The organism is Pseudomonas sp. ok266 (assembly GCF_900110195.1).
Taxonomy (GTDB): Bacteria; Pseudomonadota; Gammaproteobacteria; order Pseudomonadales; family Pseudomonadaceae; genus Aquipseudomonas; species Aquipseudomonas neuropathica.
On record NZ_FOCU01000014.1, the window covers coordinates 41,832 to 61,998 of the forward strand.

Here is a 20,167-nt window from a genome sequence, read left to right on the forward strand (position 1 = left end):
CTTACAGGACGCTGGCGAGCACGCCCTCCTGGTGAAACTGCCGCAACAACGCCGATCCGCTGTCCATGAACGTTTCGGTGTCGGGCACCCCTGCTTCTACTGCCAGATCTTGCAATTGCTGGCGGCCATCAAGGTCAGGAAACGCTTCAATGCGCTGTAACAGGCGCCAGGCCAGCGGGCTCAGCTCGGAAAACTGCACATTCCAGTCTGCCGTGCGCCGCACCAGCAACAGGGTCGGATGCGCCGGCGGCGTGGCGGGCTGATGGTTCGGATCAAGTGCATGCACCGGCCACACATACGCCAATGGCCAGGCCAGTGCCGAGATCTGCAGCGGACGCTCCAGCAACAGCGCCGGATCGCTTGGCGGCAGCGCTTGAGCATCGGACTGCTGCAAGATCATCTCGACCCACTCGTAATGCGCCAGCTCCAGCAGAAACGCCGGCCACTCGCCCTCGCGCAACACCTGCGGTGGCGACGCGAGATAGTCGAGAAACGTTTCGGCAATCTCGCCAAACTTTGGGGTCTGCGCCCGCCACTCGCGCAAAAAGCCTCGTACCAGCAGGCTCCAGCGTTGTTCCCCGATGATCCGGATCAACACCGGAAACGTGCCGCTCAACAATAGCGAAACGTTGTTGAACACCAGATCGCGATAAACGTTGACCCGCGCCACGTTCATGTCGGCCGGTGGCGATTGATGTTCGGGATCGCGCAAATACCGGGTCAGTGCCTGTTGTTGCAGTATCAGGCTATTCACGAGGGCGACCTCCGGCTTGCAAATGGCGAATGGTCTGCAACTCGGCGACCAGTTCGGAAAATGCCGGGAAATTGAAGTCCCGCTCAAGCAGCGTTGGCTGCGCGCCAAACCGCCTATAAGCCTCCGCCAGCAGAGACCACACGACCGGTTTGACTGAGGCACCATGGGTGTCGATTTTCAGCGTCTCGGACTCATCGAAATGCCCCGCCACATGCATCCCGACCACCCGGTCCGGCTCGATACCGGCGAGGAAGGTTTGCGGATCGAAGCCGTGGTTGATCGCGTTGACATAGACATTGTTGACGTCCAGCAGCAGGTCGCAATCGGCCTCGCGCAACACGGCATTGGTGAAGCTCAGCTCGTCCATGTCCTGACGCGGGGCGGCATAGTAGGAGACGTTTTCCACGGCCAGGCGCCGGCCGAGAATGTCCTGAGCCTGACGGATCCGCGCGGCAACGTGCTGCACCGCTTCTCCGGTGAACGGCAACGGCAGCAAGTCATACAGATGCCCGTCATCGCTGCAGTAACTCAGGTGCTCGCTGTACAGCGGCACGTTGTAATGGTCGAGAAACACCCGAACCTCCTGCAAGAATCCGACATCCAGCGGCGCCGGCCCGCCCAGCGACAGCGACAAGCCGTGACAGGACAACGGATAGCGCTCGGCCAGTTCGCGTAACGCCGCACCGTGCGCGCCGCCGACTCCGATCCAGTTTTCCGGGGCGACTTCGAGAAAGTCGAAGGCGCCGCTACGGGCAGCCTGCAGGTCTTTCAGCAGACCACGGCGCAGGCCGAGGCCAACACTGGGTGGCATTGACGAGGGCGGCGTATGCATGGGATGTACCTCAGCAGTGGGTTTGCCACATTTGAGCCGCCGGATGTATTGCGGTTGTGTGCAGATGACCGGGCATTTGCAGCCCTGTGTGTCCCACCATCACGGCGATACACAGTGATACAGGTTCTCTGCCGATCAATATTGTGGGAGCGAGCCTGCTCGCGAAAGCGTCAGCACTGCCAATACCAGAATTGCCTGAAATGCCGCCTTCGCGAGCAGGCTCGCTCCCACAGGTTTTCGTTGCTCACAAATCCAGCGACACGCCCGGACCGGGGCTAGACTCCTTTATTACCCAGTCGAGGGGGACGCAGGACGTCAGCCGTGCCCTGCCCAACTCCGTGACCACCGCCCGGTGGCGCACGCCTCGACCCTCGACGCCGCCGGACCGTGATCCTGTTTCAGGAGCACACATGATGGATGAGGCGAAGCTCAACCAATTCATGGGCAAACTGGTCAACGACATGGGCGGCGCGGCGATGCTGGCCAATGTCATCGTCGGCGAAGAGCTCGGGCTGTACCGGGCAATGGCCGACAGTCAGCCGATCAGTGCCGATGCCCTCGCTGCCAAAACCACCTGCAACCCGCGTCTGGTGCGCGAATGGCTCAGCGCTCATGCGGCGTCCGGCTACATGGAGCACCACGACGGTCAGTTCCGTTTACCCGAAGAACAGGCACTGGCCCTGGCCGTTGAAGATTCCCCGGTGTATGTCGCTGGTGGCCTCGGGGTGGTGGCATCGTTTTTCCACGACAAGGACAAACTGGTCAAAGCCATGCGCGGCAACGGTGCCCTGCCCTGGGGCGATCACCACCCGTGCATGTTCACCGGCACCGAGCGGTTCTTCCGGCCCGGCTACAAGGGCCACCTGATCGCCGAATGGCTGCCGGCGCTGGACGGCGTGGTAGCCAAGCTTGAGCAAGGCGCGAAAGTCGCCGATATCGGCTGCGGTCATGGCGCCTCGACCGTGATCATGGCCCAGGCGTTTCCCAACTCGCGTTTCGTCGGCTATGACTATCACGCGCCCTCGATCACCGTCGCTACCCAGCGCGCCGAGGAAGGTGGCGTCAGCAGCCGGGCGAAGTTCTTTCAGGGTTCGGCGAAAAGCTACCCCGGCGACGACTACGACCTGATCTGCTATTTCGACTGCCTGCACGATATGGGCGATCCGGTCGGTGCCGCCCGTCACGCCTATGACTCGCTGAAAGACGATGGCACGGTGTTGCTTGTCGAGCCGTTCGCCAACGACACGCTGGACGACAACATCAACCCTGTCGGGCGGCTGTTCTATGCGGCCTCGACGTTTATCTGCACACCGAACTCGCTATCGCAGGAAGTCGGCCTGGGCCTGGGCGCACAAGCAGGGGAAATGCGTTTGCGCAAGGTGTTTACCGAGGCCGGTTTCAAGCAGTTCCGCCGGGCCACGCAAACGCCGTTCAACCTGATTCTGGAGGCACGCAAGTAACCCGCGCGGGTCGCGTGCTAACCTGCTGGCACTGCCCATTTCGGAGCGCTGACCATGCTCGACAGCCCGACCCGCGAACACCTCGACACCTTGCAAGAGGTGATGGCCGATGGCGACTTCCTCGTCCTGACCGGAGCCGGCATCAGCACGCCGTCGGGCATTCCGGATTACCGCGACAGCGACGGTGTGCGCCGTGGCCGGCAGCCGATGATGTACCAGGAGTTCCTCGCCGCCCCCGAGTCGCGCCGCCGCTACTGGGCGCGGGCCATGCTGGGGTGGCCGAGGGTGCGTCAGGCGCAACCGAATGCCGCGCACCAAGCGTTGGCCAGTTTGCAGCGCCATGGGCTGATCCACGGTTTGATCACCCAGAACGTCGATACCCTGCACGATCAAGCCGGCAGTCACGATGTGATCGAACTGCACGGCAGCCTGCATCGCGTCCTCTGCCTGGACTGCGGCCAGCGCAGTGAGCGCGATTCGATTCAACAATTGATGGAAATGCACAACCCGTATCTGGCCGGGGTCGATGCAGTCCAGGCGCCGGATGGCGACACCCTGCTCGACCCGGCCTTCGAAGCGCGCTTTCAGGTGCCGCGCTGCCCGCATTGCGCTGGCGAGCGGATGAAACCGGACGTGGTGTTTTTCGGCGAGAACGTCGCGCAGCCCACGGCGGCAAGGGCGATGGCGGCGGCAGAGAATGCAGCGGGGATGTTGGTGGTGGGTTCGTCGTTGATGGCGTACTCGGCGTTTCGCCTGTGCCGGGTGATTGCCGATCGTGGCAAGCCGTTGATTGCGATCAATCTGGGCAAGACCCGCGCGGATGATTTGCTGGATTTGAAGATTGAAGCGTCGTGTGAACAGCTTTTGCCGTTGTTGGTTGAAGTGCTGGATCGGTGAGTTGCTGCACTTTGTGCTCGACTCAGGACCCAAGCCCCTCACCCTAGCCCTCTCCCAAGGGAGAGGGAACTGACCGAGTTGTCAGGCCTGGATACGGCGACCTGAAAATGCTGAGTCGAGCCCACAAGCTGAATACCCCACGATCAGCTCCCTTTCCACCTCGCCCTAGCCCTCTGCCAGGGAAGAGGGAACTGACCGAGCTGTCAGGACTTAATACTGCGACCTGAAAATTTCGAGCCGAACCCATTTTTTGAAATGCCCCCGATCAGCTCCCTTCCCCCTCGCCCCCTCTGGGGGAGAGGGTTGGGGTGAGGGGGTAGATCTCACAGTCGCCCCAGATCTTCAGCCTTGAGAATATCGAACAATGCCTGGGCCGCCGCCGACAGTTCATTGCCCGGCTCAGTCAGCACGCCGATGGCCCGCTGCACCGAGTCATCCAGGGTCAGGCAGTGGGCGCCGAGCTCCTGCATCTGCTCGGCGCACAACGCCGGCACGGCACTGACGCCCAGACCGCTGGCGACCATCCGCCCGACCGTGGCCAGTTGATGGCTTTCAAATTCCACCGGCAACTTCATGCCTCGCGCCTGCAGGTGCTCTTCGAGCATCACTCGCACCGTCGAAGGCCGCTGCAAGGTGATGAACGGCTCCTGCAACAACGTCTGCCAATCGATCTCGTCGCGCTGCGCCAGCGGCGAATCCTTCGATACCACCCCGACGAAGCGATCCAAGTACAACGGCGTAAACGTCATCGAAGTGTTTTGCATCGGCTCGAACGCCACGCCCAGTTCCACCTGACGGTCACGGACCATTTCCAGCACTTGCTCATTGATCACGTCATTGACCGTGACGTTGACGTTCGGGTAGCGCGCACGAAACGTCTTGAGGATCGGCGGCAGCAGGTTGCCGGCAAACGACGGCATCGCCGCCAGCGTCACCCGCCCGCGCTGCAAGCTGAAGCGTTGGCGCATTTCGTCTTCGGCGTTATCCCAGTCGGCGATCAGCCGCCGCGCCAGCGGCAGCAAGGATTCACCTTCCGCAGTCAGCGCGACATTGCGTGTGTTACGGCTGAACAGGCGCCCGCCCAGGCCCTCTTCCAAGGCTTTGATGGTCAGGCTCAAGGCCGATTGCGACAGGTGCAGACGCTCGCAGGCCACGGCGAAGCTCAGGCTCTGTGCCACAGCGAGGAAGGCGCGGATCTGTTTGATGGTCATACTCAAGCCTCAGGATCGTCGGTGCATCGTGGGAACGATCAAGCGTTAAGCGGCAAGCCATAACGCGATTATTGAGTTTTATCTATCAATCAACCTTAAAAATCAACTTAACAAATATATCCTCCAGCGAGACACTCCAACCATTCGGCTAGCCAGCCGCCCGCAAATAATAAAAGAGGTGCATATGGCAGGTTTCGACAAGCGCGTGAGTTCCTACGAGGAAGCCCTGGCCGGGCTTGAGGACGGCATGACCGTTATCGCCGGCGGCTTCGGTCTGTGCGGCATTCCGGAAAACCTGATCGCCGAGATCAAACGCAAAGGCACCCGCGACCTCACCGTCGTTTCCAACAACTGCGGCGTCGACGGTTTTGGCCTCGGCGTGCTGCTTACCGATCGTCAGATCAGCAAAGTCATCGCCTCCTACGTCGGCGAAAACAAGCTGTTCGAAGAACAACTGCTCAAAGGCGACATCGAAGTCATCCTGACCCCGCAAGGCACCCTCGCCGAGAAGATGCGCGCAGGCGGCGCCGGCATTCCGGCCTTCTTCACCGCCACCGGCGTCGGCACCCCGGTCGCCGAAGGCAAGGAAGTACGCGAATTCAAAGGTCGTAAGTACCTGATGGAAGAATCCATCACCGGCGACTTCGCCATCGTCAAAGGCTGGAAAGCCGACCACTTCGGCAACGTCATCTACCGTCACACTGCGCAGAACTTCAACCCGCTGGCGGCTACCGCCGGCAAGATCACCGTGGTTGAAGTCGAAGAAATCGTCGAACCCGGCGAACTCGACCCCTCGCAGATCCACACCCCGGGCATCTACGTCGATCGGGTCATTTGCGGCACGTTCGAAAAACGCATCGAACAGCGCACCATCCGCAAATAATTCAGGCTGACGGAGAATAAAACCATGGCACTTACCCGCGAACAAATGGCTCAGCGCGTCGCCCGCGAAATGCAGGACGGCTTTTATGTGAACCTCGGCATCGGTATTCCGACCCTGGTCGCCAACTACATTCCCGAAGGCATGGAAGTCATGCTGCAGTCGGAAAACGGCCTGCTCGGCATGGGTCCGTTTCCGACTGAAGACACCATCGATGCCGACATGATCAACGCCGGCAAACAGACCGTGACCGCACGCATCGGCGCGTCGATCTTCAACTCCGCCGAATCATTCGCGATGATCCGTGGCGGTCATGTCGACCTGACCGTGCTCGGCGCGTTCGAAGTGGACGTCGAAGGCAACATCGCCTCGTGGATGATCCCCGGCAAACTGGTCAAGGGCATGGGCGGTGCGATGGATCTGGTGGCCGGCGCCGACAACATCATCGTGATCATGACCCACGCGTCCAAGGATGGTGAGTCGAAACTGCTATCCAAGTGCAGCCTGCCGCTGACCGGCGCCGGGTGCATCAAGCGTGTGCTGACCGACCTCGCCTACCTGGAAATCGAAAATGGCGCTTTTGTCCTCAAGGAACGCGCACCTGGCGTCAGCGTCGAGGAAATCGTCGCCAAAACCGCTGGTAAACTGATCGTCCCGGATCACGTACCGGAAATGCAGTTCGCTGCCCAGTGAGGAATTCGAAAATGCAAGACGTCGTAATTGTTGCCGCCACGCGCACCGCGATCGGCAGTTTCCAGGGCTCCCTGGCCAGCGTGTCCGCGGTTGATCTGGGCGCGGCGGTGATCCGCCAGTTGCTCGAACAAACCGGTCTGGAAGGTGCGCAGGTCGATGAAGTGATCATGGGCCAGGTGCTGACCGCTGGCGCCGGCCAGAACCCGGCGCGTCAGGCCGCGATCAAGGCCGGCCTGCCCCACGCCGTGCCAGCAATGACCCTGAACAAGGTTTGCGGTTCGGGCCTCAAAGCCCTGCATCTGGGTGCGCAAGCGATCCGTTGCGGCGACGCTGACGTGATCATCGCCGGCGGCCAGGAAAACATGAGCCTGTCCAACTACGTCATGCCGGGCGCACGCACCGGTCTGCGTATGGGCCATGCGCAAATCGTCGACACCATGATCAGCGATGGCCTGTGGGATGCGTTCAACGATTACCACATGGGCATCACTGCCGAGAACCTCGTCGACAAATACGAGATCAGCCGCGAACAGCAGGACGCCTTCGCCGCAGCCTCGCAGCAGAAAGCCGCCGCCGCGATTGAGGCCGGTCGCTTTGTCGATGAGATCACCCCGATCCTGATCCCGCAGCGCAAAGGCGATCCGGTTGCCTTCAAGGTTGATGAACAGCCGCGTGGCGACACCACTGCCGAATCCCTGGCGAAACTGCGCCCGGCATTTAAAAAGGACGGCAGCGTCACGGCCGGCAACGCTTCGTCGCTGAATGACGGCGCCGCTGCGGTCATCTTGATGAGCGCCGAGAAAGCCAAAGCCCTCGGTCTGCCGGTTCTGGCGAAAATAGCTGCCTACGCCAACGCAGGTGTTGATCCTGCAATCATGGGCATCGGCCCGGTTTCGGCGACTCGCCGCTGCCTCGACAAGGCTGGCTGGAACATCGGTCAACTCGACCTGATCGAGGCCAACGAAGCCTTCGCTGCGCAATCGCTGGCGGTGGCCAAGGACCTGCAATGGGATCTGGACAAGGTCAACGTCAACGGCGGCGCCATCGCGCTGGGCCATCCGATCGGTGCATCGGGTTGCCGCGTGCTGGTGACCCTGCTGCATGAAATGATCAAGCGTGATGCGAAAAAGGGTCTGGCGACCCTGTGCATCGGCGGCGGCCAAGGCGTGGCGCTGGCGCTGGAACGCGTATAACCAGAGTTCAACAGTGAATGGCGGATCCACGACATCCGCCGCTTGCTGGCAACAAAAAACCCGGTGCGACTTGCGTTGCACCGGGTGTTTTTTTGCCTGTTCGAAATGTGCGTTGAATGTTCCGGCGCCTTCGCGAGCAAGCTCGCTCCCACATTTTGAAATGCGTTCCCCTGTGGGAGCGAGCTTGCTCGCGAAGGGGCCTTACCGGCCAGTGAAAATCTAAGGCTTGCGCAACAAATACGTATCCATGATCCACCCATGCTCGGCCCGCGCCGCCTTGCGCACCCGCTCGATCTCATCCGCAACATCCGCCAGCCGGCCGCTGATCAAAATCTCATCCGGCGTGCCCAAGTAGGCGCCCCAATAAATCCGGGTCTGCCGATCGGCCACCCGCTGATACGAATCCTCGGCATCGAGCATCACCACCAGACTGTCCGCATCACTCACCTGCCCTGCCGCCAAACGCCGCCCGGTGGTGATTTCGATGGAACGACCGATGGTGTTCAACGGCACCTTGTGCTGCGCCGCCAACGCCTGAACGCTAGTGATCCCGGGGATCACCTCAAACTCGAAGGCGCACGCGCCCGAGGCCAGAATCGCCTGGAGGATGCGCACGGTGCTGTCGTACAACGCCGGGTCGCCCCACACCAGGAAACCGCCGCACTGACCGTCAGACAATTGGTCATTGATCAGGCGTTCGAAGGTCTGCTGCTTGGCGCGGTTCAGCTCATCAACACTGGCGGCGTAGTCGACATCGCCGCGTTCGCGCTCCGGACTGTGGGCCTCGACGAAGCGATAGTCAGGGTTGTCGATGTAGCGCTCACAAATCTCGCGGCGCAGGTCGATCAGCTTGTCCTTGCTCTGGCCTTTATCCATCAGAAAGAACACGTCGACCCGATTCAACGCCTTCACCGCCTGCATCGTGATGTAGTCGGGATTGCCGGCACCGATGCCGATCACCAGCAGTTGTTTCATCACAAAGCTCCTTTAAGACACAGGCGCCAGCGCCCGGTGAAGCGCAGTTCGAGCAGCGACAACGGTTCGACATCGATGTCATGCAACGCCGAACCGCGCAGCACGTGGATCAGCGCGGCGCGGATGACAAACGGATGCGTCACCGCCACGACATGTCCCGACGTGCCTTGCAGGTTAGCTAGCCAAGTCGCCACGCGCTGGCACAACTGCGCCACTGACTCACCGTCATGCGGAGTGGCGTGGGGATTGTCCAGCCAGGCCTGCAGCGCGGCGTCTTCCGAGGCTTGCAGGGCTTTGATCGACTGGCCATGCCAACGTCCCCAGTCACAATCGCGCAGCGCCTCATCAATCTGCGCGTCGGTGCCAAACCAAGCCGCTGTCTGGCGCGTGCGCAACTCCGGCGCGCAAATCAAGCGTCGCGCGGCGTCGAAACGCTCGGCCAATTCGCACGATGCCAGCTGGCTATTTTCAACAGGTTCATTCGTAGGAAAACACGCCAATTTCTGTGCGACGGTTCGCGCATGGCAAATCAATGTCAAACGAGTGGTCTGCACAGGGATCGCTCCGGTGGGCCTTCATGAAAAACAGCGGCGCAAAGCCGTTCTGTCGGCAATTGTGCCGTAAACCGAGGGCTGCCGGGTTGTTGCATCGCCCCGGCAAGTGCGGACAAAAGCAAAAAATACGGCAATCTCTGACACTATCGTGGGCGATGGACTACAAGCCCTGTAGAAGTCCGTGTGGCCCTTGTTATACAGGCGTCTCGCCCCATTTCGGGGCCTTTTCAACACGCTGAAAAATTCACTAGACATGTAACGTCAGTTACATAAATACTGTTTTTACGGATTATGAAGCGAATTCAACACCCCCTCATCCAGCAGGAGCCCGGATGCCCCCTCTTAGAGACCTGATCACCGATCCCGGCCTGGATCTTACGCCGTCGGAGCGCAAAGTCGTTCGCGCCTTGCTTGATCAGTATCCCCGCAACGGTCTGGGGCCGATGGCGCGTCTGGCCGAACATGCCGGCGTCAGCGATCCGACCATTGTGCGGCTGGTGAAAAAACTCGGCTTCGGTGGTTACGCCGAATTCCAGGATGCCCTGCTCAGTGACATGGATCACCGCCTGCGCTCGCCGCGCACGCTGTTGCAACCGCGCGCCCATCAACACAGGGACGACGCCTGGAGCCACTATCTGGGCGACAGTCATCGCCTGCTGGTCGAAACCCAATCGCTGACCCAACCCGAAGACGTGCGCATTCTCACCGACTGGCTGCTCGATGCCCGTCATCAGGTGTATTGCTTCGGCGGGCGCTTCAGCAGCCTGATGGCCACCTACCTGCTCAATCACCTGCGCCTGCTGCGGCCTGGTTGCTTTGCCCTGGAAGATAACGCGCAACTGCCCGATCGCCTGTTCGATCTGCAACGCCAGGATGTGGTGTTGCTGTTCGACTATCGCCGCTACCAGACCCAGGCCTTGCGAGTCGCCAGCGCGGCAAAAAACAACAACGCGCGCGTGGTGTTGTTCACCGACATCTATGCCTCGCCGCTGCGTGAACTGGCCGATCTGATCATCAGCGCGCCGGTGGAATCGGCTTCGCCGTTCGACACCATGGTGCCAGCGCTGGCTCAGGTCGAAGCACTGATCGCCTGCCTGACCTTGCGCACCGAAAACCTCGCCGATCGCCTGGAAGGCATCGATGCCCTGCGCAATGACTTCAACACCCACCTGCTGGAGGATAAATAAGGATGTTCAGCCTTCCCCACCGCTCGCCGCGGGACTTGCCGTTTGTCACCGATCACACCGCACTGTTGCTGGTGGACATGCAGCGTGCCTGGCTTGAACCGCAGTTCGACGCGCACCTCAACGGGCCTGACGCCGAGTATTTCCTGACCCGTGCACACATGCAGGTGGTGCCCAACCAACGTCGTTTGCTCAGTGCCTTTCGTGAAGCGCGGCAGAATGTACTGCACACCATTATCGAAAGCCTTACGGCTGATGGCCGTGACCGCTCGCTCGACCACAAACTCTCGGACATGCACCTGCCCAAAGGCAGCGCGCAGGCGCGGATCATTGAAGACCTGAGCCCGGTGGAAAACGAAATCGTCCTGCCGAAGACCTCGTCCGGGGTGTTCAACTCGACCAACATCGACTACGTGCTGCGCAACCTCGGAACCCGTCACTTGATCATCGCCGGCATCGTCACCGACCAGTGCGTGGACATGGCCGTGCGCGACGCCGCCGATCGCGGCTATCTGGTCACCCTGGTAGAAGACGCCTGCGCCACCTACAGCGCCGAACGCCATCACGCCTGCCTGAATGCGATCAAGGGTTACTGCTGGATCACCGACACCGACACCGTGCTCGCCCGCCTGCAGGAGATGCAGCCATGAGCACGCGCCTGACGCCACTGCCGATGACCACGTTGGTCACCACCGACCTGATCGGCATCACCCGCGGCCGCTCGTTTCCCACTGATGAGCTGGAGCATTATCAAGCCGCCGGCTGCGGCTGGGTGCCGGCCAACAGCGCATTGACGCCGCAGGACATCATTGCTTCGACCAATCCGTGGGGCGCCTATGGCGATTTGCGGCTGATTCCCGACCTGAGCAGCCGCGTCACGGTCGGCAACGGCCCGGACGTCGACGCACCGGCGCTGGATTTCATCCACGGCGATATCCGCGAAACCGATGGCCGCCCGTGGGGCGCCTGCCCGCGCACGTTGTTGCGTGATGAAATCGAGCGTTATCGCGATGAACTGGGCTTGCAGGTCAACGCCGCGTTCGAACATGAATTCAACCTGCACGCCGGTTTTGCCGAGCATCTGGCGTTCTCCCTCGAAGCCCAGCGCCAAGGTGCCGAGTTCGGTGGCTGGCTGCTCAGCGCCCTGCGCGCCGGCGGTGTCGAGCCGGAAATGTTTCTGCCGGAATACGGCAAGCATCAATACGAAATCACCTGCCGCCCGACGCTCGGCGTAGCGGCGGCTGATCGTGCCGTCAACGTGCGCGAGATCACCCGCGAGATCGCCCGGCAAATGGGCCTCGACCTGAGCTTCGCGCCGAAAACTGCGGCGGATGCGGTGTGCAACGGCGTGCATCTACACGTCAGCCTGCTCGATCTGGCCGGCCAGCCAATGCTCTATGACCCCGGTACCAGCAACGGTCTGTCGAGTCTTGGCCAGCATTGGGCGGCGGGGATCCTGCATTACTTGCCGGCCCTCTGTGCCTTCACCGCGCCGACGCCGGTGTCGTACGAGCGCTTGCAGCCGCATCACTGGAGCGCCTCTTACGCTTGTCTGGGTCAACAGAACCGCGAGGCGGCGCTGCGCATCTGCCCGACCGTGAGCCTCGGCGGCAAATCCGTGGCCCAGCAGTTCAACCTTGAGTTCCGCGCCATGGACGCCACCGCCTCGCCGCATCTGGCCATGGCCGCGCTGCTGATCGCCGGACGTCTGGGCATCGAACAGCGTCTGGCGCTGAACGCCATCACTAACGAAATTCCCGATTCACTCAATGACGAGCAACGCAAGGCCCGGGGCATCATCGCCCTGCCCGCCTCGCTGGCCCAGGCGCTGGATTGCCTGCGCAACAGTGGCACCTTCACTGCATGGCTGCCCAAGCCGCTGCTCGACACTTACTACGCCCTGAAAACCGAGGAACTGGCGCTGACGGAACAGCTCTCGCCCGCTGACTTGTGTGAGCACTATGCACGCCTGTACTGAATCCGCCGAGCTGGGGTTGTACACCCGACCGGCCTACAACCTGAGCCGCGCCGACTCGACGCACCCTGTGATTCTGGTGTGCGAACACGCCAACCGCTACATCCCCGAGGCCCTGAACAATTTGGGCCTGGACGAGGCTGCCGCCGCTGAACACATCGCCTGGGACATTGGTGCGCTGCAACTCGCCGAACAGTTATCGGAAAGGCTCGGCGCAACCCTGTTGAGCGCCAATTACTCACGCCTGCTGATCGATCTGAACCGGCCCCGCCACGCCCCGGACAGTATTCCGGCGCAGAGCGAAATCTATCAGGTGCCGGGTAACCGCGAGCTGGACGAAGCCACCCGCGAGTACCGCCGCCGAACCTTGTTCAAACCGTTTCACGCACGTTTGCAAACGTTGATCGACGAACGTGTTGCCCAAGGTCAAGCGGTGCGTGTAGTGGGTATTCACAGTTTCACCCCGGTGTTTTACGGCCAGCCGCGACCGCTGGAGGCCGGCGTGCTGTTCGGTCAGGCCAAGGCCTACGCGCAACGCCTGCTCGACGGCCTCGGCGAGCATCCGCTGAAAGTGGCCGGTAATCAGCCCTACAAGATCGATCCGCTGGGCGACATGACCGTGCCGGTGCACGGCGATGCCCGTGGCCTCGACTCGGTGCTGATCGAGGTGCGCAACGATTTGCTGCGCAGCCCCGAAGCCGTATCGCGCTGGGCCGGATACCTCGCGCCTTTGCTGTAATGAATGAAAGACTGCTGACGCTGTAAACGATGGATCGATAACAACTAAAACGACCGACTGGCTGACAAGGAGTTGCGCTTCATGGAAATTGAAGAATTCGGCTACAAGCAAGAGTTGAAACGTAGCCTGACGCTGACCGACCTGGTGGTATACGGGATGATCTTCATGATCCCCATCGCCCCGTTCGGTGTGTATGGCTACGTCAACGCCGAGGCACCGGGGATGGTGCCGCTGGCGTACATCATCGGCATGGTGGCGATGCTGTTCACCGCGCTGAGTTACGGCAGCATGGCCAAGGCTTTTCCGATTGCCGGTTCGGTCTATTCCTACGCGCAGCGTGGCCTCAATCAACACGTCGGCTTCATCGCCGGCTGGCTGATGCTGCTCGATTACCTGCTGATCCCGCCGCTGCTCTATGTCTACGCGGCGATGGCCCTCAACCATTTGTACCCGGACATTCCGAAAGTCGGCTTTATTCTCGCGTTTCTGGTCAGCGCGACCTTCGTCAACCTGCGCGGCATCACCTTCACCGCACGGATGAACATCATCTTCCTGCTCGCGCAACTGGTGGTGCTGGGGATCTTCCTGTTCTACGCCTGGAATGCCCTGCACAACGGTGGCGGTAACGGCGAGCTGACCCTGGCGCCGCTGTATCACGCGGAAACCTTTAACTTCGCCCTGCTGATGCAAGCGGTGTCGATTGCGGTGCTGTCGTTCCTTGGCTTCGATGCGATCTCGACACTCGCTGAAGAAATCAAGGGCGATCCGGGCAAGAGCGTCGGTAAAGCGGCGCTGATCACGCTGGTAGTCATGGGGGTGATTTTCGTTGCACAAACCTGGATCGCCACCGACCTGGCGGCAGGCATGGGCTTCAAATCCGCTGACACTGCGTTCTATGAAATCGCCGAAATCGCTGCCGGCAGCTGGCTGGCGACCCTGACCGCTGTAGCGACGGCGCTGGCCTGGGGCGTGGCTGTAGCGATCACCTCGCAAGCCGCTGTCTCGCGCCTGCTGTTCGGCATGGCCCGCGACGGCAAGTTGCCGAAAGTGCTGGCCAAGGTGCATCCGAAACACAACACGCCATACCTGAGCATTTATCTGGTGGCGGTGCTGTCGCTGGTGATCTGCTACCTGTTCATCAACTCGGTCGACACCCTGACCTCGCTGGTCAACTTCGGCGCGCTCAGTGGCTTCATGCTGCTGCACCTGACAGTGATCAACTACTACTGGCGTCGGCAGAAGTCCGGCCAGGTGGTGCGTCACCTGATCTGCCCGGTCATCGGCTTCATCATCGTCGCGGCCATCATGTACAACATGGGCGTCGATGCGCAGAAGCTCGGCCTGATCTGGATTGCCCTGGGCCTGGTGTATCTGTTCTTCCTGAATAAACTCGGCGCCAGTACTGCGCTGCCTGACCCGAGCAACGGCTGACAAGAAAAAGAGCGGCGTCTGACAACAAATCAGGCGACCGCCGATTTATCGCGTGGACACCGACAGTGATAGTCAGGTTTGGCGACATCGCCGAACCTTTTGATACAGGAGTACATCCATGCTGGTCTTACGCCCAGTCGAACAGACTGACCTGCCCCAGCTACAACAATTGGCCCGCGACAGTCTGGTGGGCGTGACCTCCCTGCCGGACGACAGCGAACGCCTGCGCGCAAAAATCGCCGCGTCATGTGCATCGTTCGCTAGCGCAGCGGCGGCCCACGGCCCGGAGAATTACTTCTTTGTGCTGGAAGACCTGGACGACCAGCGTCTGGTTGGCTGCTCGGAGATTCTGGCGACGGCGGGCTTCGACGAGCCGTTCTACAGCCTGCGCAATCGCCATTTCACCAGTGCATCCCGCGAACTGAACATTGAACACGGCGTGCCGGCGCTGTCGCTGTGCCATGACCTCAGCGGCCACACATTGCTGCGTGGTTTTCACATTAATGCCGAACTGGTGCGTACGCCGTTTTCCGAATTGTTGTCACGGGCGCGCCTGTTGTTCATCGCCGCTCACACGCGGCGCTTTGCCGAGGCGGTGATTACTGAACTGGTCGGCTACAGCGACGAGCAAGGCCATTCGCCGTTCTGGGATGCGCTGGGCAAACACTTCTTCGACCTGCCCTACGCGGAAGCCGAACGCCTGTGCGGGCTGCAGAGCCGCACGTTTCTCGCCGAACTGATGCCGCAATATCCGATCTACGTGCCGATGCTGCCGCAAGCCGCGCAGGACTGCATTGGGCGCATCCACCCGGATGGCCAGGAAGCGTTCGACATCCTCGAGCGTGAAGGCTTCGAAACCAACAGCTACATCGACTTGTTCGACGCCGGCCCGACCCTGTATGCGCGCACCAGCAACATTCGTTCGATCGCCCGCAGCCAGACGGCAACGGTGCAGCAAAAACCCCAAATCGATGCCCGCGGTCGTTATCTGCTGAGCAACGACGCGCTGCACGGCTTCCGGTCGATCATGGCCGAACTCGATTACCAGACCGATCAACCGCTGTCCCTCACCCCTGCAATGTGTGCGGCGCTGAACGTGACCGATGGCAGCCCGATCCGGCTGATTGCCCTGTGAAACCCGCCCGGTTGCGCAGTCAACGACAGTGCCCGAACAGGCGCGCAGAAGGAGTTACAGCATGATTGTCCGTCCGGTCAAAGTCAGCGACCTGCCTGCCTTGCTCGCGCTGGTACAACAGGCCGGCCCAGGGTTCACCACCCTGCCGGCCAACGAAGATCGCCTGTCCCACCGGGTCCGTTGGGCGCAACGGGCGTTCGCCGAACAAGTGGAACGAGCCGACGCAGACTATCTGTTTGTGCTCGAAGACGACGACATGCGCGTGGTCGGCGTCAGCGCTCTGGCCGGGGCGGTCGGCCTGCGCGAACCCTGGTACAACTATCGGGTCGGGTTGACCGTCAGTTCGGCGCCGGACCTGGGCATTCAACGGCAGATCCCGACACTGTTTCTCAACAACGAACTCACCGGCCAATCGGAGCTGTGCTCGCTGTTTCTCGGCCATGATCAGCGCCACGGTAGCAATGGCCGCTTGTTGTCACTGGGGCGTTTGCTGTTCGTTGCCGAGTTCCCGCACCTGTTCGGCGAGAAGATGATTGCCGAACTGCGCGGCAGTGCCGATGAACACGGTTGTTCGCCGTTCTGGGACAGCCTGGGTCGGCATTTCTTCCAAATGGACTTCAGCCATGCCGACCACTTGTCCGGGCTGGGCAACAAATCGTTCATCGCCGAACTGATGCCGCGCCAGCCGCTGTACACCTGCCTGCTCACCGAACAGGCCCAGGCCGCGATCGGCCAGGCGCACCCGAATACCGAGCCGGCGCTGAAAATCCTCCAGGCCGAAGGTTTCACCCACAAAGGCTACATCGACATCTTCGATGGCGGCCCGGTGATCGAAGCGCCAGTGCGCAATATCCGCACCGTGCGCGAGAGCGTCGAGCTGGCTCTGAGCCTCGGCAGCCCCGACGAACAGGCGCCGCTGTGGCTGATTCACAACCGCCGCCTGGAAAACTGCCGCATCACCGTGGCCCGCGCCCGCCGGGTCGGCAGCAGCCTGGTGATCGACCGCCTCACCGCCAAGCGCCTGCAACTGCAACCGGGCAATTCGGTACGCGCGGTGATGCTGCCCAATCAACAGCAACAGGCGGTGGCGGCCTGACGGTCACCACCGCAAAAAGGTAAATCCTTTCAGCAAAAGAGTCCGCGACAACCTGTCCCTTGCAAATTCGTCATGATCCTTGACCCATTCGCGTGATAGCCTTTTCATTCTTCGGCGTTGACACCTTTGTTCAAGCCCTTCCATTCCTTTGTATTGGTGGAACTCGTATGACCAGGCTTTCCCATCAAGATTTGCGCCGTAACTTCCGTCAACTGCTGGCTTCCGACACCTGCTATCACACGGCTTCGGTGTTCGATCCGATGTCCGCGCGCATCGCTGCTGACCTGGGTTTTGAAGTGGGCATCCTCGGTGGTTCCGTGGCCTCGTTGCAGGTGCTCGGTGCCCCGGACTTTGCCCTGATCACCCTCAGCGAGTTCGCCGAACAGGCCACCCGCATCGGCCGCGTCGCCCAATTGCCGGTGATCGCCGACGCCGACCACGGCTACGGCAACGCCCTCAACGTGATGCGCACCATCGTCGAACTGGAGCGCGCCGGCGTCGCCGCCCTGACCATCGAAGACACCTTGCTGCCGGCGCAATTCGGGCGCAAATCCACCGATTTGATCACCGTTGCCGAAGGCGTCGGCAAGATCCGCGCGGCGCTGGAAGCCCGGGTTGATACGGAAATGGCGATCATCGCCCGTACCAATGCCGGCATTTTGCCGAACCAGGAAATCATCAGCCGCACTCGCCAGTACCAGGCGGCCGGGGCTGACGGCATCTGCATGGTCGGGATTCAGGATTTCGATCAGCTCGAGCAAATCGCCGAACACCTGACCGTACCGTTGATGCTGGTGACCTACGGCAACCCGGCGCTGCGAGACGACAAACGTCTGGCCGAACTCGGTGTACGCGTGACCATTGATGGCCATGGTGCTTACTTTGCGGCGATCAAAGCGACGTATGACAGCTTGCGTGAACAGCGGCAGATCTTCACCCAGGCCTCCGACCTGAGCGCGACCGAGTTGACGCACACCTATACACAGCCGGAGGAATACATTCTCTGGGCCAAGGAATACATGAGCGTCAAGGAGTGATGCGCACGCTTCACCGGCCCTTTCGCGAGCAGGCTCGCTCCCACAGTGGATCTTGGTTGAACACAACATTCGTGTTCGACACCGATCAAATGTGGGAGCGAGCCTGCTCGCGAAGGCGTCCGCCGCTACACCGCTAAACCGGCGTCTTGTAAGCCTCTTCCCGCTGCACCGCCCGCGCCTGAATCACATTCAGAATCGCACAGCCCTCGCGCATCAACAGATGCACCGCGCTGGTCACCCGCGTCAGATCACAATCGGAAATACCCTTGAGGTTGAGACTGGCAAAGGTGTCGGCCAGATCGCGCACGACCACAAACCGGTGCATCGCACAGGCGGCCATGTCGCTGAGTTCTGAGTGGGTGTTAAGGAAGAGCACCGGGGATTCGGCGTCGTAGGTGTCGATGGGGAGGAAGCGGGGCATTACTTGGTCGGTCATAGAGTTCACTCCAAATAGGGGTCAGGTGCTGTATTCGACCGGCCAAGATCGTCGCAGATTTTTCTGCGAGCCGAGACTATAAGAGCCGCGCTCAACGGCCGCAATGAGCGCTTCTGTCGGACTTTTCGGTATTTTTTGTACGCCGTTCGCGACTTCCACTTTTCCCACAAAAGCCCCTCACCCTAGCCCTCTCCCAGAGGGAGAGGGAACTGATTGGGGGATGCTCGGGATCTACGCCGACGTGAGAGATCGCGTTGAATGCAAGTTTGAATTCAACTTGATCTGCCGGTTGCCACATGGACCACAAACAACACGGTCAGTCCCCTCTCCCTCTGGGAGAGGGCTAGGGTGAGGGCAAATGCACCTGATACCCCACCCGCATCAATCACACCACAAACCCACTCACCGCGGTTTGGCCAACTCCATAATCATCCGCGACAACAGATAAATCCGCGGCGCCACGCTCGCCACTTCGGCGTACTCCTCCGGCGTATGAATATTGCCGCCAACAATCCCGAAACCATCCAGCGTCGGCGTGCCGACCCCGGCGGACAAACTGGCATCCGCCGCGCCGCCACTGCCCTCCTCGGTCAGCTTGCGGCCAATCTCGCCATAAATCCCCTGAGCCATGGCCATCAAACGGTCCGACTCAGGCGTCTGCGGCATCGGTGGCAAGCCGCGTTGCAATGAAGTCTTCACTTCCGTCTCAGCAATCAACTTGTCCTGCGACACCCGCGCCAGATCCTTCTCGATCCGGTCAAACTCCTCCGGCACCGCCGCGCGCACGTCAGCCTTGGCCGTGGCTTGATCGGGAATCACGTTGGTGCGGTCGCCGGCCTTGAGCACGGTGAAGTTGATGGTGGTCTTCTTCGCCTCATCGCCGAGTTTGCCCAACTGCAGAATCTGGTGCGCCGCTTCCATCGCGGCGTTGCGCCCCAGTTCCGGGGCGACGCCGGCGTGTGCGGCTTTACCCTTGACCTCGACCAGCGCCGTCGCGCTGCCCTTGCGCCACACCACCAAGCCATCAGCCGGGCGCCCCGGCTCAAGGTTGAGAGTCACGTCGTGCTGTTTAGCGGTTTTCTTGATCAGATCGGTGGCGACGTCCGAACCGGTTTCTTCACTGGCGTCGAGCAGAAAGGTGATTTGCGCGTAGTCCTTGAAGTCGAGGTTTTTCAAGACTTTCAGCGCATAGATCCCAGCGACGATGCCGCCCTTGTCATCCATCACCCCTGGCCCGTAAGCGCGGCCGTCCTTGATGTGGAACGGCCGCTCGGCCGCCGAACCTTCCTTGAACACCGTGTCCATGTGCGCCATCAGGAGGATTTTCGCCTTGCCGGTGCCTTTCAGCGTCGCCAGTACATGGTTGGATTTTTCCGGCGTGTTCGGCACCAGTTCGATGGTCGCGCCGAGTTTTTTCAACTCATCGATGGCGATGTCGCTGACTTGCTTGAGGCCTGGCTCGTAACCGGAACCGGAGTCGATATTGACCAGCCGCTCCAGCAATTTCAGCGCTTCTGGCTGGTATTGCTCGGCATCAGCGAGCACTTGTTTGTGCGGTTCGGCAAAGGCGTGGGCAGCCGAGAAGGCGAGAGACAGGCCGAGGCTAGCGGCCAGCAGGGAGCGAGAAAATGAGCACGTCATGAAGCGATCCTTGTTTCGCGTCGGGGGGATTTAACCGTACCCGA

At 61.0% G+C, this 20,167-nt stretch carries 20 protein-coding genes; 13 read left to right on the forward strand and 7 right to left on the reverse strand.

Features of this window, described 5'->3' with window-relative positions; translation table 11 throughout:
• Window position 1 precedes the first annotated feature (1 nt).
• Both BMY54_RS24335 and BMY54_RS24340 read right to left on the reverse strand, forming a co-directional pair.
• Entirely contained in the window at window positions 2–754 is a 753-nt protein-coding gene (locus BMY54_RS24335) for an HvfC family RiPP maturation protein (RefSeq protein ID WP_093438988.1), read from the reverse strand.
• On the reverse strand, window positions 747–1,586 hold the full coding sequence (locus BMY54_RS24340; protein ID WP_093438992.1) for an HvfB family MNIO-type RiPP peptide maturase: 840 nt from the start codon (window positions 1,584–1,586) through the stop codon (window positions 747–749). The genes BMY54_RS24335 and BMY54_RS24340 overlap by 8 nt, the downstream gene beginning before the upstream one ends.
• 413 nt (window positions 1,587–1,999) lie before the next feature.
• On the opposite strand from BMY54_RS24340, the gene BMY54_RS24345 reads away from it, so the two are divergent.
• Entirely contained in the window at window positions 2,000–3,046 is a 1,047-nt protein-coding gene (locus BMY54_RS24345; protein ID WP_093439469.1) for a class I SAM-dependent methyltransferase, read from the forward strand.
• Between the two features lie 54 nt (window positions 3,047–3,100).
• Complete coding sequence (locus BMY54_RS24350) at window positions 3,101–3,943, forward strand: NAD-dependent protein deacetylase (RefSeq protein WP_093438997.1); 843 nt, start codon at window positions 3,101–3,103, stop codon at window positions 3,941–3,943.
• A 323-nt stretch (window positions 3,944–4,266) separates the two neighbouring features.
• Here the strand turns inward: BMY54_RS24350 and BMY54_RS24355 are convergent, their stop codons facing one another.
• Window positions 4,267–5,154, reverse strand: a complete 888-nt coding sequence (locus BMY54_RS24355; protein WP_093439002.1) for a LysR family transcriptional regulator — start codon at window positions 5,152–5,154, stop codon at window positions 4,267–4,269.
• Window positions 5,155–5,338: 184 nt separating this feature from the next.
• Here BMY54_RS24355 and BMY54_RS24360 point away from each other — a divergent pair, with 184 nt between their 5' ends.
• Genes BMY54_RS24360 through BMY54_RS24370 form a run of 3 tightly spaced genes read left to right on the forward strand, consistent with a single transcriptional unit; the run spans window position 5,339 to window position 7,920 of the window.
• Window positions 5,339–6,037, forward strand: a complete 699-nt coding sequence (locus BMY54_RS24360) for a CoA transferase subunit A (protein WP_016983257.1) — start codon at window positions 5,339–5,341, stop codon at window positions 6,035–6,037.
• 24 nt (window positions 6,038–6,061) lie between these two features.
• Complete coding sequence (locus BMY54_RS24365; protein ID WP_093439005.1) at window positions 6,062–6,727, forward strand: CoA transferase subunit B; 666 nt, start codon at window positions 6,062–6,064, stop codon at window positions 6,725–6,727.
• Window positions 6,728–6,738: 11 nt separating this feature from the next.
• The gene (locus BMY54_RS24370; protein ID WP_093439010.1) at window positions 6,739–7,920 is read left to right on the forward strand and encodes an acetyl-CoA C-acetyltransferase; all 1,182 of its coding nucleotides are present in this window, start codon (window positions 6,739–6,741) and stop codon (window positions 7,918–7,920) included.
• Window positions 7,921–8,139: 219 nt separating this feature from the next.
• Here the strand turns inward: BMY54_RS24370 and cobF are convergent, their stop codons facing one another.
• Both cobF and BMY54_RS24380 read right to left on the reverse strand, forming a co-directional pair.
• Window positions 8,140–8,895: a precorrin-6A synthase (deacetylating) gene (cobF, locus tag BMY54_RS24375; RefSeq protein ID WP_093439014.1), complete on the reverse strand. Its 756-nt coding sequence runs from the start codon at window positions 8,893–8,895 to the stop codon at window positions 8,140–8,142.
• Window positions 8,895–9,449 (reverse strand): histidine phosphatase family protein, encoded by a 555-nt coding sequence (locus BMY54_RS24380; RefSeq protein ID WP_093439019.1) that lies wholly within the window; start codon window positions 9,447–9,449, stop codon window positions 8,895–8,897. The genes cobF and BMY54_RS24380 overlap by 1 nt, the downstream gene beginning before the upstream one ends.
• A 332-nt stretch (window positions 9,450–9,781) precedes the next feature.
• Here BMY54_RS24380 and BMY54_RS24385 point away from each other — a divergent pair, with 332 nt between their 5' ends.
• The 8 genes from BMY54_RS24385 (at window position 9,782) to BMY54_RS24420 (ending at window position 18,046) form a co-directional block, all read left to right on the forward strand.
• Window positions 9,782–10,636 (forward strand): MurR/RpiR family transcriptional regulator, encoded by an 855-nt coding sequence (locus tag BMY54_RS24385; protein ID WP_093439023.1) that lies wholly within the window; start codon window positions 9,782–9,784, stop codon window positions 10,634–10,636.
• A 2-nt stretch (window positions 10,637–10,638) separates the two neighbouring features.
• Window positions 10,639–11,283, forward strand: a complete 645-nt coding sequence (locus BMY54_RS24390) for a cysteine hydrolase family protein (protein WP_093439026.1) — start codon at window positions 10,639–10,641, stop codon at window positions 11,281–11,283.
• A complete protein-coding gene (locus BMY54_RS24395; protein WP_093439031.1) occupies window positions 11,280–12,611 on the forward strand; it encodes a type I glutamate--ammonia ligase in 1,332 nt (443 codons plus the stop codon). Before BMY54_RS24390 ends, BMY54_RS24395 begins: the two co-directional genes overlap by 4 nt.
• On the forward strand, window positions 12,595–13,347 hold the full coding sequence (locus BMY54_RS24400) for an N-formylglutamate amidohydrolase (protein ID WP_093439035.1): 753 nt from the start codon (window positions 12,595–12,597) through the stop codon (window positions 13,345–13,347). Before BMY54_RS24395 ends, BMY54_RS24400 begins: the two co-directional genes overlap by 17 nt.
• A gap of 81 nt (window positions 13,348–13,428) precedes the next feature.
• Complete coding sequence (locus BMY54_RS24405; protein ID WP_077572161.1) at window positions 13,429–14,778, forward strand: APC family permease; 1,350 nt, start codon at window positions 13,429–13,431, stop codon at window positions 14,776–14,778.
• A gap of 118 nt (window positions 14,779–14,896) precedes the next feature.
• A complete protein-coding gene (locus tag BMY54_RS24410; RefSeq protein ID WP_093439039.1) occupies window positions 14,897–15,913 on the forward strand; it encodes an arginine N-succinyltransferase in 1,017 nt (338 codons plus the stop codon).
• Window positions 15,914–15,974: 61 nt separating this feature from the next.
• On the forward strand, window positions 15,975–17,009 hold the full coding sequence (astA, locus tag BMY54_RS24415) for an arginine N-succinyltransferase (RefSeq protein ID WP_093439043.1): 1,035 nt from the start codon (window positions 15,975–15,977) through the stop codon (window positions 17,007–17,009).
• 167 nt (window positions 17,010–17,176) lie between these two features.
• Entirely contained in the window at window positions 17,177–18,046 is an 870-nt protein-coding gene (locus BMY54_RS24420) for an isocitrate lyase/PEP mutase family protein (RefSeq protein WP_007919546.1), read from the forward strand.
• Between the two features lie 133 nt (window positions 18,047–18,179).
• On the opposite strand, the gene BMY54_RS24425 is transcribed toward BMY54_RS24420, so the two are convergent.
• Together BMY54_RS24425 and BMY54_RS24430 are read right to left on the reverse strand one after the other, a co-directional pair.
• A complete protein-coding gene (locus BMY54_RS24425; protein ID WP_034152534.1) occupies window positions 18,180–18,482 on the reverse strand; it encodes a hypothetical protein in 303 nt (100 codons plus the stop codon).
• A gap of 402 nt (window positions 18,483–18,884) precedes the next feature.
• Window positions 18,885–20,123 carry a M20/M25/M40 family metallo-hydrolase gene (locus BMY54_RS24430; protein WP_093439048.1) on the reverse strand — a complete coding sequence of 413 codons (1,239 nt, stop codon included), beginning with the start codon at window positions 20,121–20,123 and terminating at the stop codon, window positions 18,885–18,887.
• Between the last annotated feature and the right edge of the window lie 44 nt (window positions 20,124–20,167).

What these genes read in the sequence shown, in the direction of transcription:
- BMY54_RS24340 (WP_093438992.1), bottom strand. Translation starts at nt 1,586, where the DNA reads ATGCATACGCCGCCCTCGTCAATGCCACCCAGTGTTGGCCTCGGCCTG.
- BMY54_RS24345 (WP_093439469.1), top strand. Translation starts at nt 2,000, where the DNA reads ATGGATGAGGCGAAGCTCAACCAATTCATGGGCAAACTGGTCAACGAC.
- BMY54_RS24350 (WP_093438997.1), top strand. Translation starts at nt 3,101, where the DNA reads ATGCTCGACAGCCCGACCCGCGAACACCTCGACACCTTGCAAGAGGTG.
- BMY54_RS24355 (WP_093439002.1), bottom strand. Translation starts at nt 5,154, where the DNA reads ATGACCATCAAACAGATCCGCGCCTTCCTCGCTGTGGCACAGAGCCTG.
- BMY54_RS24360 (WP_016983257.1), top strand. Translation starts at nt 5,339, where the DNA reads ATGGCAGGTTTCGACAAGCGCGTGAGTTCCTACGAGGAAGCCCTGGCC.
- BMY54_RS24365 (WP_093439005.1), top strand. Translation starts at nt 6,062, where the DNA reads ATGGCACTTACCCGCGAACAAATGGCTCAGCGCGTCGCCCGCGAAATG.
- BMY54_RS24370 (WP_093439010.1), top strand. Translation starts at nt 6,739, where the DNA reads ATGCAAGACGTCGTAATTGTTGCCGCCACGCGCACCGCGATCGGCAGT.
- cobF (WP_093439014.1), bottom strand. Translation starts at nt 8,895, where the DNA reads ATGAAACAACTGCTGGTGATCGGCATCGGTGCCGGCAATCCCGACTAC.
- BMY54_RS24385 (WP_093439023.1), top strand. Translation starts at nt 9,782, where the DNA reads ATGCCCCCTCTTAGAGACCTGATCACCGATCCCGGCCTGGATCTTACG.
- BMY54_RS24390 (WP_093439026.1), top strand. Translation starts at nt 10,639, where the DNA reads ATGTTCAGCCTTCCCCACCGCTCGCCGCGGGACTTGCCGTTTGTCACC.
- BMY54_RS24395 (WP_093439031.1), top strand. Translation starts at nt 11,280, where the DNA reads ATGAGCACGCGCCTGACGCCACTGCCGATGACCACGTTGGTCACCACC.
- BMY54_RS24400 (WP_093439035.1), top strand. Translation starts at nt 12,595, where the DNA reads ATGCACGCCTGTACTGAATCCGCCGAGCTGGGGTTGTACACCCGACCG.
- BMY54_RS24405 (WP_077572161.1), top strand. Translation starts at nt 13,429, where the DNA reads ATGGAAATTGAAGAATTCGGCTACAAGCAAGAGTTGAAACGTAGCCTG.
- BMY54_RS24410 (WP_093439039.1), top strand. Translation starts at nt 14,897, where the DNA reads ATGCTGGTCTTACGCCCAGTCGAACAGACTGACCTGCCCCAGCTACAA.
- astA (WP_093439043.1), top strand. Translation starts at nt 15,975, where the DNA reads ATGATTGTCCGTCCGGTCAAAGTCAGCGACCTGCCTGCCTTGCTCGCG.
- BMY54_RS24420 (WP_007919546.1), top strand. Translation starts at nt 17,177, where the DNA reads ATGACCAGGCTTTCCCATCAAGATTTGCGCCGTAACTTCCGTCAACTG.
- BMY54_RS24425 (WP_034152534.1), bottom strand. Translation starts at nt 18,482, where the DNA reads ATGACCGACCAAGTAATGCCCCGCTTCCTCCCCATCGACACCTACGAC.
- BMY54_RS24430 (WP_093439048.1), bottom strand. Translation starts at nt 20,123, where the DNA reads ATGACGTGCTCATTTTCTCGCTCCCTGCTGGCCGCTAGCCTCGGCCTG.